This is a genomic window from Fictibacillus sp. 26RED30, assembly GCF_015903845.1.
Taxonomy (GTDB): domain Bacteria; phylum Bacillota; class Bacilli; order Bacillales; family Fictibacillaceae; genus Fictibacillus; species Fictibacillus phosphorivorans.
Genome location: NZ_JACZDV010000004.1, coordinates 177,039 through 192,249, shown reverse-complemented (window position 1 = coordinate 192,249; position 15,211 = coordinate 177,039). Strand labels below are relative to the sequence as shown.

The 15,211-nt window shown below is 45.0% G+C and carries 15 protein-coding genes and 1 riboswitch; of the genes, 14 read left to right on the top strand and 1 reads right to left on the bottom strand.

Features of this window, described 5'->3' with window-relative positions; translation table 11 throughout:
- Window positions 1-603: 603 nt before the first annotated feature.
- The 14 genes from IHV11_RS18990 to purD all read left to right on the top strand — a co-directional run bounded on the left by IHV11_RS18990 (window position 604) and on the right by purD (window position 15,124).
- A complete protein-coding gene (locus IHV11_RS18990; RefSeq protein WP_066390813.1) occupies window positions 604-1,131 on the top strand; it encodes a DUF2179 domain-containing protein in 528 nt (175 codons plus the stop codon).
- Between the two features lie 3 nt (window positions 1,132-1,134).
- Window positions 1,135-1,338: an NETI motif-containing protein gene (locus IHV11_RS18985; protein ID WP_197195914.1), complete on the top strand. Its 204-nt coding sequence runs from the start codon at window positions 1,135-1,137 to the stop codon at window positions 1,336-1,338.
- Window positions 1,339-1,421: 83 nt separating this feature from the next.
- Window positions 1,422-1,524: riboswitch (purine riboswitch) on the top strand.
- 105 nt (window positions 1,525-1,629) lie between these two features.
- Entirely contained in the window at window positions 1,630-2,115 is a 486-nt protein-coding gene (purE, locus tag IHV11_RS18980; protein WP_197195913.1) for a 5-(carboxyamino)imidazole ribonucleotide mutase, read from the top strand.
- A complete protein-coding gene (purK, locus tag IHV11_RS18975) occupies window positions 2,108-3,262 on the top strand; it encodes a 5-(carboxyamino)imidazole ribonucleotide synthase (RefSeq protein WP_197195912.1) in 1,155 nt (384 codons plus the stop codon). Before purE ends, purK begins: the two co-directional genes overlap by 8 nt.
- Complete coding sequence (purB, locus tag IHV11_RS18970) at window positions 3,259-4,551, top strand: adenylosuccinate lyase (protein ID WP_144704474.1); 1,293 nt, start codon at window positions 3,259-3,261, stop codon at window positions 4,549-4,551. Before purK ends, purB begins: the two co-directional genes overlap by 4 nt.
- 340 nt (window positions 4,552-4,891) lie before the next feature.
- Window positions 4,892-5,614: a phosphoribosylaminoimidazolesuccinocarboxamide synthase gene (purC, locus tag IHV11_RS18965; protein ID WP_197195911.1), complete on the top strand. Its 723-nt coding sequence runs from the start codon at window positions 4,892-4,894 to the stop codon at window positions 5,612-5,614.
- Window positions 5,602-5,859, top strand: coding sequence for a phosphoribosylformylglycinamidine synthase subunit PurS (gene purS / locus IHV11_RS18960; RefSeq protein WP_197195910.1), 258 nt, complete (start codon window positions 5,602-5,604; stop codon window positions 5,857-5,859). The genes purC and purS overlap by 13 nt, the downstream gene beginning before the upstream one ends.
- On the top strand, window positions 5,856-6,539 hold the full coding sequence (gene purQ / locus IHV11_RS18955) for a phosphoribosylformylglycinamidine synthase subunit PurQ (protein WP_197132205.1): 684 nt from the start codon (window positions 5,856-5,858) through the stop codon (window positions 6,537-6,539). The genes purS and purQ overlap by 4 nt, the downstream gene beginning before the upstream one ends.
- Window positions 6,523-8,754, top strand: coding sequence for a phosphoribosylformylglycinamidine synthase subunit PurL (purL, locus tag IHV11_RS18950; RefSeq protein WP_197195909.1), 2,232 nt, complete (start codon window positions 6,523-6,525; stop codon window positions 8,752-8,754). Before purQ ends, purL begins: the two co-directional genes overlap by 17 nt.
- Window positions 8,730-10,148: an amidophosphoribosyltransferase gene (gene purF / locus IHV11_RS18945; RefSeq protein WP_137791368.1), complete on the top strand. Its 1,419-nt coding sequence runs from the start codon at window positions 8,730-8,732 to the stop codon at window positions 10,146-10,148. The genes purL and purF overlap by 25 nt, the downstream gene beginning before the upstream one ends.
- A gap of 14 nt (window positions 10,149-10,162) precedes the next feature.
- On the top strand, window positions 10,163-11,203 hold the full coding sequence (gene purM / locus IHV11_RS18940; RefSeq protein WP_197195908.1) for a phosphoribosylformylglycinamidine cyclo-ligase: 1,041 nt from the start codon (window positions 10,163-10,165) through the stop codon (window positions 11,201-11,203).
- Entirely contained in the window at window positions 11,200-11,790 is a 591-nt protein-coding gene (purN, locus tag IHV11_RS18935) for a phosphoribosylglycinamide formyltransferase (RefSeq protein ID WP_197195907.1), read from the top strand. Before purM ends, purN begins: the two co-directional genes overlap by 4 nt.
- On the top strand, window positions 11,787-13,325 hold the full coding sequence (gene purH, locus IHV11_RS18930) for a bifunctional phosphoribosylaminoimidazolecarboxamide formyltransferase/IMP cyclohydrolase (RefSeq protein WP_197195906.1): 1,539 nt from the start codon (window positions 11,787-11,789) through the stop codon (window positions 13,323-13,325). The genes purN and purH overlap by 4 nt, the downstream gene beginning before the upstream one ends.
- Before the next feature lie 530 nt (window positions 13,326-13,855).
- Window positions 13,856-15,124, top strand: coding sequence for a phosphoribosylamine--glycine ligase (gene purD / locus IHV11_RS18925; RefSeq protein WP_197195905.1), 1,269 nt, complete (start codon window positions 13,856-13,858; stop codon window positions 15,122-15,124).
- Here the strand turns inward: purD and IHV11_RS21545 are convergent.
- Window positions 15,102-15,206 carry an EYxxD motif small membrane protein gene (locus IHV11_RS21545; RefSeq protein WP_328086095.1) on the bottom strand — a complete coding sequence of 35 codons (105 nt, stop codon included), beginning with the start codon at window positions 15,204-15,206 and terminating at the stop codon, window positions 15,102-15,104. The two genes, purD and IHV11_RS21545, sit on opposite strands and share 23 nt — an antisense overlap.
- Between the last annotated feature and the right edge of the window lie 5 nt (window positions 15,207-15,211).

Here is a 15,211-nt window from a genome sequence, read left to right as displayed (position 1 = left end):
CTGTTAGAGTAGGACGTCGCTAGGCAAAGAAGGTGGGACGAACTTTATGTTCGTTCCATCTTTTTTTTGTTTGTTTAGTAAATAATAAATAAAATAGATCAATAAATTTAATTTAGGTACAAAATAGAACTAAGATGGATTGTCGGAATTTAGCGAACCGCCTTTATTTTTGCTTTTAGACTTAATTGTGGTCTGTTCCGACTTAATTCGCTCTCATTTTGACTTAATTTTTCTTATTTAGACTTAATTAGGGTCAGGAGATACCCAGTGTGGTATTCTCGGAACGCACGCTTAATGCTTCACCCCCCTCACAACCCTCAAAATAGGAAGAAGATGGCCAGAGCCATCTTCCAACACGCGATATTCTTCAGCAAAGAATGATTGCTGATACTCCTAATAGCACACAAACAGCTAAACCAACACCATCAAACCATGAAAAAGGAAGTTTGGTGGCCACCAAACTTTCAATAGAGATATCCGCCAAACTTCCTACTAAACTCCCCTAAAATCTACAACTGCTTTTGCATCAATTCTCCAGTTTCCAACTTGTCCAAAAAGTGTTATCCTTAACGAAGTATTTTTCACCTTGGGAGGCTTGCCATCATGTTAGATAATGCGTTCGTCATGGTTGGGATCATATTATTGATCAATATTGTATATGTATCGTTTTTTACGATCAGGATGATCCTGACGTTGAAAGGACAAAGGTACTTAGCTGCCTTTATTAGTGTGTTTGAGGTCATTATCTATGTGGTGGGCCTCGGGCTGGTTCTTGATAACTTAAATGAGATTCAAAACTTGATTGCGTATGCGGTTGGTTATGGAATTGGTGTTTTAGTAGGAATGAAGATTGAAGAAAAGCTTGCACTTGGATATACTACTGTTAACGTAATCACGACAAATCTCGAAGGCGGCCTGCCGAACGAGCTTCGCAACAAAGGCTATGGGGTTACGAACTGGCTTGCTGAAGGTCGTGAAGGACAGCGTTTGATGATGGAGATCTTAACATCACGTAAATCAGAAATGAACCTATATAATACGGTAAAGGATTTAGATCCGAAGGCGTTTATTATTTCACATGAACCTAAAGCGTTTCATGGTGGATTTTGGGTTAAGGGTATCAGGAGGTAACAGATGGAGAAGAAACCTTCTAAAAAGAAGTTTGCTGTTGAAGCAGGAGAAACGATCTCTGATTGTTTGGATCGTATGGCTAACGAAGGCTATACACCGGTCCGACGTATGGAAGAGCCTGTGTTTCATGAAGTGAAGCGCAACGGCAGAATGGAACCAGAAGTAAAGGAACAAAGAATTGTATTTGAAGGCAAACTCCTTCAATAGTGACCAAAACACGAACATTAAATGTAATATACAACTTAATGTTCGATTTTTGTTGACAAAACAAAACAATCATTGCTACAATAAAATCAGAAGAATAAAGCCCTCATATAATTTCGGGGATATGGCCCGTAAGTCTCTACCTGATGACCGTTATTTTATCAGACTATGAGGGAAAGCATCTTTCTGTCTATTTTTATCGGATACGTATGTCCAGTTGGCTGCTTTCTCTCATATTAGGGAGAAGCATACTAACTGGACTTTTTTATATTTTCTGACAATAAGGAGGCTACCATGGCTAAAGTTGGCGTGATCATGGGAAGTGTTTCAGATTGGGAAACAATGAAAGAAGCGTGTGACCTATTAGATGAACTAGAAGTAGCTTACGAGAAGAAGGTGGTTTCGGCACACCGTACACCGGACCTCATGTTTCAATACGCAGAAGAAGCAGAGCAAAGAGGGATTGAAGTAATCATTGCTGGAGCAGGCGGAGCAGCTCACTTGCCAGGTATGGTCGCAGCAAAAACGATCCTGCCTGTAATCGGTGTTCCGGTTCAATCCAAAGCGCTTAACGGGATGGACTCACTGTTATCAATCGTTCAGATGCCAAAGGGTGTTCCTGTCGCGACAGTTGCGATCGGGAAGGCTGGTGCAGCGAATGCTGGGCTCTTAGCCGCACAGATGGTAGCCGTACATGATGAAGGAGTCAAACAACGTTTAAAACAACGCCGTGCTACAGCACAACAATTGGCGATCGAAAGTAGTGAGCTTCTTGTTTAAGACGATAAAACCACAACAAACACTTGGTATACTTGGCGGAGGTCAGCTTGGCCGCATGATGGCGTTGAGCGCTCGTGAGATGGGATTGAACGTTGTTGTTTTAGAGCCAGGTGATAATTCACCATGCGGGCAAGTTGCGGATTATCAAATTACAACAGCTTATGATGACCGAGAAGGTATTAAGAAGCTTGCAGAACAAAGTGATGTCGTCACATATGAGTTTGAAAACATAGATGCAGAGAGTGCGAACTGGTTGGAAGAGAACGCAAACTTACCGCAAGGAAGCCGCCTCTTAGCAGTCACTCAGCACCGTTTGAAAGAGAAAGAAACACTTCAAAAAGCAGGTGTTCCTGTAGCTCCGTATCGTCCTGTGACCGATCTTCGTTCACTACAACGAGCGGTGGCAGAACTGGGTTATCCTTCTGTACTCAAAACGTGCAGAGGCGGTTACGACGGGAAAGGGCAGTTTGTGATCAAGCAAGAAAGTGATCTTGAGATTGCAGCAACACTTTTAGAAAAAGAGACAGATTGTGTGCTAGAAGCTTGGGTTGACTTTGAGAAAGAAATATCGGTGATTATAACGAGAAGTGTGAGCGGTGAGGTTAAATCGTTTCCGATCGCAGAAAATATACACAAAGAGAATATCCTGCATCAAACGATTGCGCCAGCACGCATCACGAACAAAACAGCGGATCAAGCAAAGCTCCTAGCGGGGTCAATCGCAACGGAGTTAGAGCTTGTTGGTACGCTTGCCGTAGAGATGTTCGTCGCAAAGGACGGTACGATCTATGTGAACGAACTCGCGCCACGCCCGCATAACTCCGGGCACTATACGATTGAAGCGTGTGAGACTTCACAGTTCGATCAGCATGTCCGCGCAGTATGCAATTGGCCGCTTGGCAATACAGAATTAATAAAACCAGCCGTGATGATCAACATATTAGGTGAACATCATGAGACTGTGTTACGCGAGATAGGAAATTTAGGAGAAGCGAAACTTCATCTGTACGGAAAGAAAGAAGCGAAAGCGAAACGAAAGATGGGGCATATCACGGTTTTAGGTGATACGATTGAACAGGCACTAGAAAAAGCAGAAAAAGTGTCCGCACTATTTTTAAGTGATAACAAAACGGAGGTAACACAATGATTGAACGCTATACACGCCCTGAAATGGGAGCGATCTGGACGGACGAAAACAAATATCAAGCGTGGCTTGAAGTAGAGATTCTAGCTTGTGAAGCTTGGGCAGAACTAGGAGATATTCCGAAAGAAGACGTGAAGAAGCTTCGCGAAAACGCGTCATTTGATATCAACCGCATCCTAGAGATCGAAGAAGAAACACGCCACGATGTTGTTGCGTTTACACGAGCAGTATCTGAAACACTTGGTGAAGAGCGTAAATGGGTACATTATGGACTAACTTCAACGGATGTTGTTGATACAGCTCTTTCCTACCTACTTAAACAAGCAAACGATATCTTAGCAAAAGATCTAGATCGTTTCGTTGAGATTCTTGCTGAAAAAGCAAAAGAACATAAATATACCGTGATGATGGGTCGTACGCATGGTGTACATGCTGAGCCGACAACGTTCGGATTGAAGCTTGCTCTTTGGTACGAAGAGATGAAGCGTAACGTGGAGCGCTTCAAGCAAGCGTCTGATACGGTTCGTTTCGGAAAAATTTCTGGAGCCGTTGGAACGTATGCGAACATCGATCCGTTCGTTGAAAAATATGTGTGTGAAAAGCTTGGACTTGAAGCCGCGCCGATCTCAACGCAAACATTGCAGCGTGACCGTCATGCTCATTACATGTCAACGTTGGCACTTATCGCAACGAGCATTGAGAAGTTCGCAACAGAAGTACGCGGTCTTCAAAAGAGTGAGACGCGTGAAGTAGAAGAGTTCTTTGCAAAAGGTCAAAAAGGATCATCGGCAATGCCGCATAAACGTAATCCGATCGGATCTGAAAACATGACAGGTCTTGCTCGTGTGATCCGTGGTTACATGATGACAGCATATGAGAACGTATCTCTATGGCATGAGCGTGATATCTCGCATTCATCAGCTGAGCGCGTGATCTTACCAGATGCAACAATCGCATTGAACTACATGCTGAACCGTTTTGGCAACATCATCAAGAACTTAACCGTGTTCCCAGAAAACATGAAACGCAACATGGAGCGCACGTACGGATTGATCTACTCACAGCGCGTTCTTCTAAAATTGATCGATAAAGGAATGGCACGTGAAGAAGCATATGACACTGTCCAACCAAAAGCGATGCAAGCATGGGAAGAAGGCGTACAGTTCAGAACATTAGTAGAAGCCGAACAAAAAATCACTGAAAAGTTAACACCTGAAGAAATCTCTGAATGCTTTGACTACAGTTATCATCTGTCACACGTAGACACAATCTTCGACAGATTAGGGCTTTAAAGGGTTTTATATACGAAGAATTGCTTTTATAAATGGTAAGTTTTTAAATCTTTAACGTTTGCACATCATTGAAAAGTTGATTGAAGTGTAAGATGCGAGACTCCTGCGGGACGAGTGGGCAGGTGAGACCCTCAATGGCGCATAGCGGCGAGGGGCTCACCGCACGCCCCGCGGAAAGCGAGTATCTGAAACGGAAATCAACCTCTTTCAAACTACGAAGATTAAACAAGCTTTTTTGAAGTACTTCAACTAAAAAGAGAGTGATATATTGAACTCTCTTTCTCTTTGCCTTTTTTAAAAGATTGAATATTGGGAATCTTCATATAACGGAGGGGTCAGGATGGAGAAGTTAGAGCAGCTATACGAAGGAAAAGCAAAACGCATCTACCGCACAACCGACGAAGAAATCGTCTGGGTCAGCTACAAAGATTCAGCAACAGCGTTCAACGGTGAGAAAAAAGCCGAGATCGCAGGAAAAGGAAGACTGAACAACGAGATCTCATCTATCCTTTTTGAACTGCTCAAAGAGAAGGGAATTCACTCCCACTTCGTAAAACGAGTATCCGAAACCGAACAGCTCGTAAAGAAGGTGACCATCATCCCCTTAGAAGTGGTTGTCCGCAACATCGCGGCTGGTTCTTTATCAAAGCGTACCGGGATCCCTGAAGGTCAGATCCTTCCACGCACGATCGTCGAATTTTATTACAAAAACGATGACCTTGGCGATCCGCTTATTACGGAAGAACATATCGACATCATGAACTTGGCAACACGAGAACAGCTCAGTCAGATTTCAGAACAAGCGATTCAAATCAACGAAGTGCTCACGTCTTATTTTGTTCAAAAGAACGTAAAGCTCGTCGACTTTAAGCTAGAGTTCGGAACAGATGCTAACGGAAACCTTATGCTCGCTGATGAAATTTCTCCTGATACTTGCCGTTTATGGGATGCAGAAACGAACGAGAAACTCGATAAAGATGTATTCCGCCGAGGATTAGGAAGTTTAACAGATGCTTATGAAAAAATACTACAACGTCTAGGAGGCCTATCATGTACAAAGTAAAGGTGTATGTAACATTAAGAGAGAGTGTATTAGATCCACAAGGTAAGGCAGTAATGAGCTCACTTCACAAAATGGGACAGTCGTCAGAGGTTGAAGATGTACGTATTGGTAAGTATCTGGAGTTAACGCTTCAAAAAGGCGATTACGATCTTGATGAGAAAATCGTGAACATGTGCTCGAAACTTTTATCGAATCCTGTGATCGAAGACTACCGCTACGAGGTGGAGGAGGTTGTCGCACAGTGAAGTTTGCTGTAATCGTTTTTCCAGGATCAAACTGTGACACTGACATGTATCATGCTGTAAAAGATGAGCTCGGCGCTGAAGTTGAGTACGTCTGGCACGATGCAACGAACTTAAATCAATTTGACGGTATTTTATTGCCTGGTGGTTTCTCTTATGGAGATTACCTCCGCTCTGGCGCTATCGCGCAATTCTCGAACGTGATGACAGAAGTGGTTAAAGCAGCACGTGAAGGAAAACCAGTTCTTGGCGTTTGTAACGGATTTCAGATTTTACTAGAAACAGGACTCCTGCCAGGAGCGATGCGCCGCAATGAATCATTGAAATTCATCTGCCAGCCAGAAGAGCTAGTCGTTGAGAACACATCGACAATCTTCACGACTCAGTACGAAAAAGGTGAAGTAATCTCCGTTCCGGTCGCACATGGTGAAGGCAACTATTATTGCGATGAAGAGACGCTGCAACAGCTAAAGGCAAACAACCAGATCGTATTCACGTATAGGAACAATCCGAACGGATCGGTTGAAAACATTGCAGGTATCACGAACGAAGAAGGCAACGTGCTAGGCATGATGCCACATCCGGAACGCGCGGTTGATGAGCTTTTAGGTAGCAAAGATGGTCTTAAATTATTTCAATCTATTGTGAAGAGCTGGAGGGAACGTTATGTCGCTGCAACATGAACCAACAAGTTCACAAATTAAGAAGCAAAGATTATACCGTGAGATGGGTTTAAGTGATTCAGAGTTTGAACTCGTAGAAAAGATTATCGGCAGATCTCCTAACTGGACAGAAACAGGACTGTTCTCTGTTATGTGGAGTGAGCACTGTTCTTATAAAAATTCAAAGCCTGTTCTAAGCAAGTTCCCGACGAAGGGTGAGCGTGTGCTTCAAGGTCCTGGTGAAGGTGCTGGAATTGTGGATATTGGTGACGGTCAAGCGGTTGTTTTCAAGATCGAATCTCATAACCATCCTTCAGCAATCGAGCCTTACCAAGGAGCTGCAACAGGTGTCGGCGGAATCATCCGTGACGTTTTCTCGATGGGAGCGCGTCCGATCGCGATGCTGAACTCGCTTCGTTTTGGAGAGCTAGAATCACCGCGCGTGAAGTATTTGTTCGAGCAAGTAGTAGCGGGGATCGCAGGTTACGGCAACTGTATCGGAATTCCGACGGTTGGAGGAGAAGTTCAATTTGACCCGTCATATGAAGGCAATCCGCTCGTGAACGCGATGTGTGTGGGTCTGATCGATCATAAGGATATTAAAAAGGGCCAAGCAAAGGGTGCTGGAAACTCTGTGATGTACGTTGGGGCGAAAACTGGCCGTGACGGAATCCATGGTGCAACGTTTGCATCGGAAGAGCTTTCTGAAGCGTCAGAAGAAAAGCGTCCAGCGGTTCAAGTTGGAGATCCTTTTATGGAGAAACTCGTTATGGAAGCGTGCTTAGAGCTTATTCACAACTGTGATGCACTTGTTGGGATTCAAGATATGGGTGCTGCAGGTCTTACAAGTTCGTCCGCTGAGATGGCAAGTAAAGCGGGAATGGGAATCGAGATGAATCTTGACCTTATTCCACAGCGTGAAACAGGAATGACAGCTTATGAGATGATGCTTTCCGAATCTCAAGAGCGCATGTTGTTAGTTGTTGAAAAAGGCCGTGAGCATGAAGTGGAAAAGATCTTTGCAAAATGGGATCTAGATTGCGTAACGGTTGGAACGGTTATCGAAGAGCAAGTACTGCGTCTTACGCATAATGGTGAGATCGTGGCAGATGTGCCGGTAGATGCTCTTGCAGAAGATGCTCCGGTTTATCATAAGCCATCAAAAGAACCTGCTTATTATGGTGAGTTCCAAGCGCAAGCAGACTACTTCCCAGAGATTACTAGCTTCAAATCTACGTTGCTATCTCTTTTGAAGCAACCAACGATCGCAAGTAAAGAATGGGTTTACAACCAATACGACTACATGGTGCGAACGAATACGGTTGTAGCACCTGGATCGGATGCAGCAGTCGTACGCATTCGTGGAACGAAAAAAGCGTTAGCGATGACAACTGACTGTAACTCTCGCTATCTCTATTTAGATCCAGAAGTAGGCGGCATGATCGCTGTTGCTGAAGCAGCTCGTAATCTTGTATGTTCAGGAGCACAGCCTCTTGCGGTGACAGATTGCTTGAACTACGGAAATCCTGAAAAGCCAGAGATCTTCTGGCAGTTAGAGAAATCAGCTGACGGTATGAGTGCGGCATGCAACAAACTCGCAACGCCGGTTATCGGCGGTAACGTATCTCTTTATAACGAAACGAACGGTGTAGCGGTTTACCCGACACCAGTAATCGGTATGGTCGGGCTTATTGAAGATACGAAGCATATCGTGACGCAAAGCTTTAAAGAAGCTGGCGACATAATCTATGTTATCGGTGAGAGTAAAGCGGAGTTTGGTGGAAGTGAACTTCAGAAGATGAAAGAAGGACGCATTTTTGGTAAAGCGCCTCACATCGATCTAGAAGTAGAAGAAACAAGACAGCGTGAGCTTTTAGCGGCGATTCAAAAAGGCTTGATCCAATCTGCGCATGACGTTGCAGAAGGCGGACTATCTGTTGCACTTGCTGAGTCTGTAATGGACGGAAAAGTAGGAGCGAGCGTAACGTTAACAGATGAGCCGATCGGAAGTCTTTTCGGAGAATCTCAATCCCGTTTCTTAGTCACAGTAAAACCTGAACATCAAGATGAGTTCCAACAGCTTGTAAAAGACGCAAAAATTATAGGTTTTGTACGTTCTGAGAGCGGTCTAGCGATCGATAATGAGCAGGGTGAAGAGTTGTTATCCTGCACGCTCCAGGAGATGCAAGACGCCTGGAAAGGAGCTATTCCATGCTTGCTGACATCAAAGGCTTAAACGAAGAATGTGGTGTGTTCGGGATCTGGGGTCACCCAGATGCCGCACAACTCACGTATTACGGTCTGCACAGTTTGCAGCACCGCGGACAAGAAGGAGCAGGTATCGTTGTAACAGACGGTGAGCGCCTGAGAACACATAAAGGAAGCGGACTTGTTAACGATGTGTTCAGCAAAGGGGAGCTCGAAGGATTGATCGGACATGGTGCAATTGGCCATGTTCGGTATTCTACGGCAGGAGGAAATGAACTTGCGAACGTTCAGCCACTCTTGTTCCGTTCTCAAACAAGTTCACTTGCACTTGCTCATAACGGTAATCTCGTAAATGCCAACGCTTTAAAACATCAGCTAGAATCGCAAGGAAGCATCTTTCAAACGACTTCAGATACAGAAGTCCTTGCTCATCTGATCAAGCGCAGCGGTTATTTTACATTAAAAGAAAAAGTACAGAACGCTTTAACGATGCTAAAAGGTGCGTATGCGTTCTTAGTGATGACAGAGAACGAGATGATGGTTGCACTCGATCCGAACGGTTTACGCCCATTGTCACTCGGTATGCTTGGTGATGCGTATGTGGTCGCATCTGAAACGTGTGCGTTCGATGTGGTTGGGGCAACGTACGTGCGTGACGTGCAGCCGGGAGAGCTTTTGATCATTAATGAAGACGGACTAAGAGTTGATACGTTCTCGACTTCTGTTCAACGCTCCATGTGCTCGATGGAATATATATATTTTTCAAGACCTGACAGCAACATCGAAGGAATCAACGTTCATGCGGCCCGTAAAAGTCTTGGAAAAAAGATGTATGAAGAAGCGCCGATTGAAGCGGATGTTGTAACCGGTGTTCCTGATTCTAGTATCTCAGCTGCAATCGGTTATGCGGAAGCATCCGGTATACCATATGAGATCGGTTTGATTAAAAATCGCTATGTCGGTCGTACGTTCATCCAGCCTTCTCAAGAGCTTCGTGAACTAGGTGTGAAGATGAAGCTTTCACCGGTTCGAGGAATCGTAGAAGGAAAACGAGTCGTGATGGTCGATGATTCGATCGTACGTGGAACAACGAGCCGTCGAATCGTGAAGATGCTGCGTGCTGCGGGCGCTACAGAAGTTCATGTGCGCATAACAGCGCCACCGATCGCGCATCCATGCTATTACGGCATCGATACGTCTGAACGTGCAGAACTAATCGCATCTAAGCATTCGGTTGATGAGATTCGTGAGATTATTGGTGCTGATTCTTTATCGTTTATTTCCGTAGAAGGACTGATGGAAGGCATCGGACGTTCGAATGCTGAACCGAACTGCGGACAATGTTTAGCTTGTTTTACAGGACGATATCCAACAGAAATTTATCCAGATACTGTTTTACCATATGAAAAAGAGCTTGTTTAAAGGGGGAGAAGACGATGGCAGAAGCATATAAGCAAGCAGGCGTGAACATCGAAGCAGGATATGAAGCGGTCGATCGTATCAAGAAGCATGCACAGAGAACGAAGCGTCCGGAAGTATTAGCGGGTCTTGGTGGATTTGGGGCGATGTTCGATCTATCAGGATTCTCACATAAAGAACCGGTGCTCATTTCCGGAACAGACGGAGTAGGTACGAAACTGATGCTTGCGTTCATGGCGGATAAGCATGACACGATCGGTGTAGACGCAGTTGCGATGTGTGTAAACGATATCGTAGCGCAAGGCGCTGAGCCGCTTTATTTTCTGGACTATATTGCTTGCGGCACGCTTCACCCTGAAAAGATTGAACAGATCGTTAGTGGGATCGCGGATGGCTGTGAACAAGCGGGATGTGCGCTCATCGGCGGAGAAACGGCTGAGATGCCTGGCATGTACGACAGTGAAGAGTACGATCTTGCGGGGTTCACAGTCGGAATCGCAGAAAAATCGAAGCTGATCAACGGCGCTGCTATCTCCGAGAACGATGTATTAATTGGCCTTGCTTCAAACGGTCTTCATTCCAACGGCTTTTCACTCGTTCGTAAAGTTTTATTAGAAAACGCAGGTCTTGATCTGAACCAACACATTGAAAGCTTATCTAAAACATTAGGTGAAGAGCTGTTAACACCGACTCGCATCTATGTAAAACCGTTGCTTGAAGTGTTCAATCAGTTTGATGTGAACGGTGTTGCTCATATTACTGGCGGCGGATTCATTGAAAATATTCCACGCATGCTGCCAGAAGGTCTTGCGGCAGAAGTAGATTATGGTTCATGGCCGGTTCCTGCAATCTTTGATCTGATCGAAGAAAAAGGAAACCTGACACGGAAAGAGATGTTCACAACGTTTAACATGGGAATTGGAATGGTGCTCTCGGTTTCAGAAGAAAATATGCTCCCGATCATCCGCCTTTTAGAAGAAACAGGCGAGAAGCCTTACATCATCGGCCGCGTGAAGCAAGGTGAAGGCGTGATCTTTGGTGGAGGAAACATCGAATGAAAAAAATAGCTGTATTTGCTTCTGGAAGCGGAAGTAACTTTCAAGCCATCGTAGACGCGGTTGAAGCAGGTGAGCTTCAAGCGGATATCGAGCTTTTAGTATGTGATAAACCGGGGGCAAAGGTGATCGATCGTGCGCGCCATTTTGACATTCCAACCTACTCGTTCATGCCTCAAACGTTTGCATCAAAAGCTGATTTTGAAAAAGAAATCGTTGCTGAACTTCAATCCTATGGAGTAGAATTTATCGTTCTTGCAGGATATATGAGGTTGGTTGGTGAGGTGTTATTGAAAGCGTATGAAGGCCGTATCATCAATATCCATCCGTCTTATCTTCCTGCATTTCCGGGCAAAAATGCGGTCGGACAAGCACTGAAAGCAAACGTTGCAGAAACAGGTGTAACGGTTCATTATGTAGACAGCGGAATGGATACAGGACCTATCATCGAACAAGTAAGAATCCCCGTATTGCCAGGCGATACAGAGGAAACCCTGCAGCAGCGCATCCAAAAAGCAGAACATCAATTGTACCCAGTCATCATCAACAAACTATTACAAAAAGACACCGTAGGAGGCATCTTACATTGACGATCAAACGTGCACTCATAAGCGTATCAAATAAAGAAGGATTACTTCACTTTGCAGAAAAGCTAGCTCATCACGGCGTAGAAATCATCTCTACGGGCGGAACAAAAAAAGCGTTACAAGACGCAGGAATTCCTGTAATCGGTATCTCTGAAGTGACTGGTTTTCCTGAGATCATGGACGGACGTGTCAAAACGCTACATCCAAAAATTCATGGCGGTTTACTCGCTGTTCGTGATAATGAGAATCATCAAACAGCGATGCAAGAAAATGAGATTTCTCCAATCGATCTTGTAGTCGTAAACCTTTACCCTTTCAAAGAAACGATCGCCAAAGAAGGAACTACATTCGCTGATGCGATCGAAAATATCGATATAGGCGGACCGAGCATGCTTCGTTCAGCTGCAAAGAACCACGCTTACGTAACGGTCGTTGTCGATCCTGCTGACTATGAGGCAATAGCGGGTGAGCTTGATGGTGCAGGAGCGGTGAGTGAAGAGACGCGCCGCAGACTTGCTGCGAAGACGTTCCGTCATACAGCAGCGTATGATGCGTTAATCGCTGAGTATTTAACAGCAGCTGTAGAAGAGGAGCACCCAGAATCCTACACGGTCACATATGAAAAGAAACAGGACCTTCGTTATGGTGAGAACCCTCATCAAAAAGCCGCGTTTTATTCGACGCCACTGAAGAACACGCTCTCTCTAACTGACGCTGAACAGCTTCACGGAAAAGAGCTTTCGTACAACAACATCAACGATGCTGATGCAGCACTTTCGATCGTAAAAGAATTCGTTGACCCAGCTGTTGTTGCTGTTAAACATATGAATCCATGTGGTGTTGGAACAGGCTCAACGATCCTGGAAGCGTACAACCGTGCGTTTGAAGCAGACCCTGTATCGATCTTTGGCGGCATCATCGCTGCTAACACAGAAATAGATGAAGAAACAGCGCAAAAACTGAGTGAGATTTTCCTAGAGATCATCATCGCTCCATCTTTTACAGAAAAAGCACTAGAGATTTTAACGAAAAAGAAAAACATTCGCCTATTAAAGCTAGATTTTACAGAAGGCAAAGGGATCGCAAAAAAAATCACAACCGTTTCTGGCGGAATGCTCGTTCAAGAGGAAGACGTTTATGGTTTGGATGATGCGAACGTGACGATTCCAACAAAGCGCCAACCGACTGAGCAAGAGTGGAAAGATCTAAAGCTTGCTTGGAAAGTGGTAAAGCACGTGAAATCAAACGCAATTGTCTTAGCGAAAGACGAAATGACCGTAGGCGTTGGTGCAGGTCAGATGAACCGTGTTGGTGCAGCGAAAATCGCGATCGAGCAAGCGGGGGAACGCGCACAAGGTTCTGCTCTAGGATCAGATGCATTCTTCCCAATGGATGATACCGTAGAAGCAGCGGCACGCGCTGGTGTAACAGCGATCATCCAGCCAGGCGGATCAATTAAGGATGAAGATTCGATCAAAAAAGCAGACGAGCACGGGATCACGATGGTGTTCACAGGCGTAAGACACTTTAAGCATTAATCATGTTGGCACAGGAGTGCTTAGAAGGGTTGATTTCCGTTCCAGGACGCTCGCTTTCCATGGGGCGAACGGTGAGCCTCCTGTCTAGTTGCAGTGACTAGCCCCTCGAGGTCAAAAGGTAAACGGTCAAGAAGTCAAAGTGCGCCTTCCAAGCCCATTTCCCTTTTGCTTGTCGGGGCTGAACGAGTCACTTCCACTTTTCGGACTGCCGCTTTGCGCCCTTAGGAGTCTCCACCTGACCGCTCGTCCCATAGGAGTCGTCAACCTTCCGCTACAATCAACTTGCTGTAGGAACAAAAAAGAAAACTTCTTAAAGTAACATAGTCTTTTCTTCGAAGATTGGTTGATCGGAGTGCAAGGTGCGAGACTCCTGCGGGACAGGTGGGCGGGTGAGACACTTATACGTGAAACGTACGAATGTGGCTCACCGCCTGCCCCGCGGAAAGCGAGCACCTGGAACGGAGATCAACCAACTACTATCAAGGACATCGTGAAACAACGTTTATCATTTTATAAAGGAGGTAGCAACCATGAACGTTCTTGTAATCGGCAAAGGTGGACGTGAACATGCGCTCGTGTGGAAATTTGCCAACAGCCCGAGCGTCACACAAGTGTTTGCTGCACCAGGAAACCCAGGCATGTCACAACAAGCAACATGCGTTTCTATCAAAGAAACAAACATCGAAGAGCTCGTTACTTTTGCAAAAACAACCGAAATTGGATTAACATTCGTTGGCCCTGAAGTTCCTCTATTAGAAGGCATCGTAGATCGTTTCACGGAAGAAGGCCTTGTTATCTTCGGTCCATCTAAAGCGGCAGCAGAGATCGAAGGCTCAAAATCGTTCGCTAAGGATCTCATGAAGAAGTACGACATCCCAACAGCTGCTTCAGAAACGTTTACGAATCATGATGAAGCTCTAGCTTACGTTCGAGAAAAAGGCGCACCAATCGTGTTAAAAGCGGACGGGCTTGCGGCAGGTAAAGGTGTTATTGTGGCAATGACCTTAGAAGAAGCGGAAGAGGGTCTGCATGAGCTGATGGTAGACAAACGCTTTGGTTCGGCGAGCGAAACGGTTGTTGTTGAAGAATTTCTTGAAGGGGAAGAATTTTCATTAATGTCTTTTGTGCATGATGAAATTTTCCTTCCGATGGAGATCGCTCAAGATCATAAACGTTCCTATGACGGGGATAAGGGTCCGAACACAGGTGGGATGGGGGCGTATTCACCTGTTCCTCAAATTTCTGACGCTGATATTCAAAAAGCCATCAAAGAGATCGTTCAGCCAACTGTTGCTGCGATGAAAGAAGAAGGCACTCCTTTTACAGGAGTTCTTTATGCAGGCTTAATATTAACGAAGAATGGGCCGAAAGTGATCGAGTTTAATGCACGCTTTGGTGACCCTGAAACACAAGTAATCTTGCCTCGGCTAGAAAACGATCTGGCTGATCTACTTTTATCTTTGTTAAACGGCAAAAAGCCGGAACTTCATTGGTCAGAAGAATCCGTCCTAGGTGTTGTTCTTGCATCTGAAGGTTACCCTGTTTCGTCTTCAGAAGCCCAAGCGATTAAAGGGCTAGACAACATTTCAGGTGATTCGAATGTTTTTCATGCCGGTACGAAAAGAGAAGATGAATCTCTTCTAACGGATGGTGGCCGGGTGTTATTGGTAGCCTCTAAAGGACGTTCACTAAGTGAAGCTCAGGAGAACGTATATAAAGAAATGAAGAAAATCACGTGCGAAGGTTCATTCTATCGCAAAGATATCGGGTTTCGAGCTATTTCGCACGTCTCTTCTTAATAAACACAAACGAGATGGCGATGATTCCGCCAATAAGCAGAATGTAGAGAAATGCTGTATCCATTAAATATTCGTAACTCATATGGC

Excerpts from the sequence above, each read along its gene's own strand:
- purL (WP_197195909.1), top strand. The coding sequence starts at position 6,523 with ATGTCGCTGCAACATGAACCAACAAGTTCACAAATTAAGAAGCAAAGA.
- purD (WP_197195905.1), top strand. The coding sequence starts at position 13,856 with ATGAACGTTCTTGTAATCGGCAAAGGTGGACGTGAACATGCGCTCGTG.
- purN (WP_197195907.1), top strand. The coding sequence starts at position 11,200 with ATGAAAAAAATAGCTGTATTTGCTTCTGGAAGCGGAAGTAACTTTCAA.
- IHV11_RS18990 (WP_066390813.1), top strand. The coding sequence starts at position 604 with ATGTTAGATAATGCGTTCGTCATGGTTGGGATCATATTATTGATCAAT.
- purF (WP_137791368.1), top strand. The coding sequence starts at position 8,730 with ATGCTTGCTGACATCAAAGGCTTAAACGAAGAATGTGGTGTGTTCGGG.
- purC (WP_197195911.1), top strand. The coding sequence starts at position 4,892 with ATGGAGAAGTTAGAGCAGCTATACGAAGGAAAAGCAAAACGCATCTAC.
- purM (WP_197195908.1), top strand. The coding sequence starts at position 10,163 with ATGGCAGAAGCATATAAGCAAGCAGGCGTGAACATCGAAGCAGGATAT.
- IHV11_RS21545 (WP_328086095.1), bottom strand. The coding sequence starts at position 15,206 with ATGAGTTACGAATATTTAATGGATACAGCATTTCTCTACATTCTGCTT.
- purE (WP_197195913.1), top strand. The coding sequence starts at position 1,630 with ATGGCTAAAGTTGGCGTGATCATGGGAAGTGTTTCAGATTGGGAAACA.
- IHV11_RS18985 (WP_197195914.1), top strand. The coding sequence starts at position 1,135 with ATGGAGAAGAAACCTTCTAAAAAGAAGTTTGCTGTTGAAGCAGGAGAA.
- purB (WP_144704474.1), top strand. The coding sequence starts at position 3,259 with ATGATTGAACGCTATACACGCCCTGAAATGGGAGCGATCTGGACGGAC.
- purS (WP_197195910.1), top strand. The coding sequence starts at position 5,602 with ATGTACAAAGTAAAGGTGTATGTAACATTAAGAGAGAGTGTATTAGAT.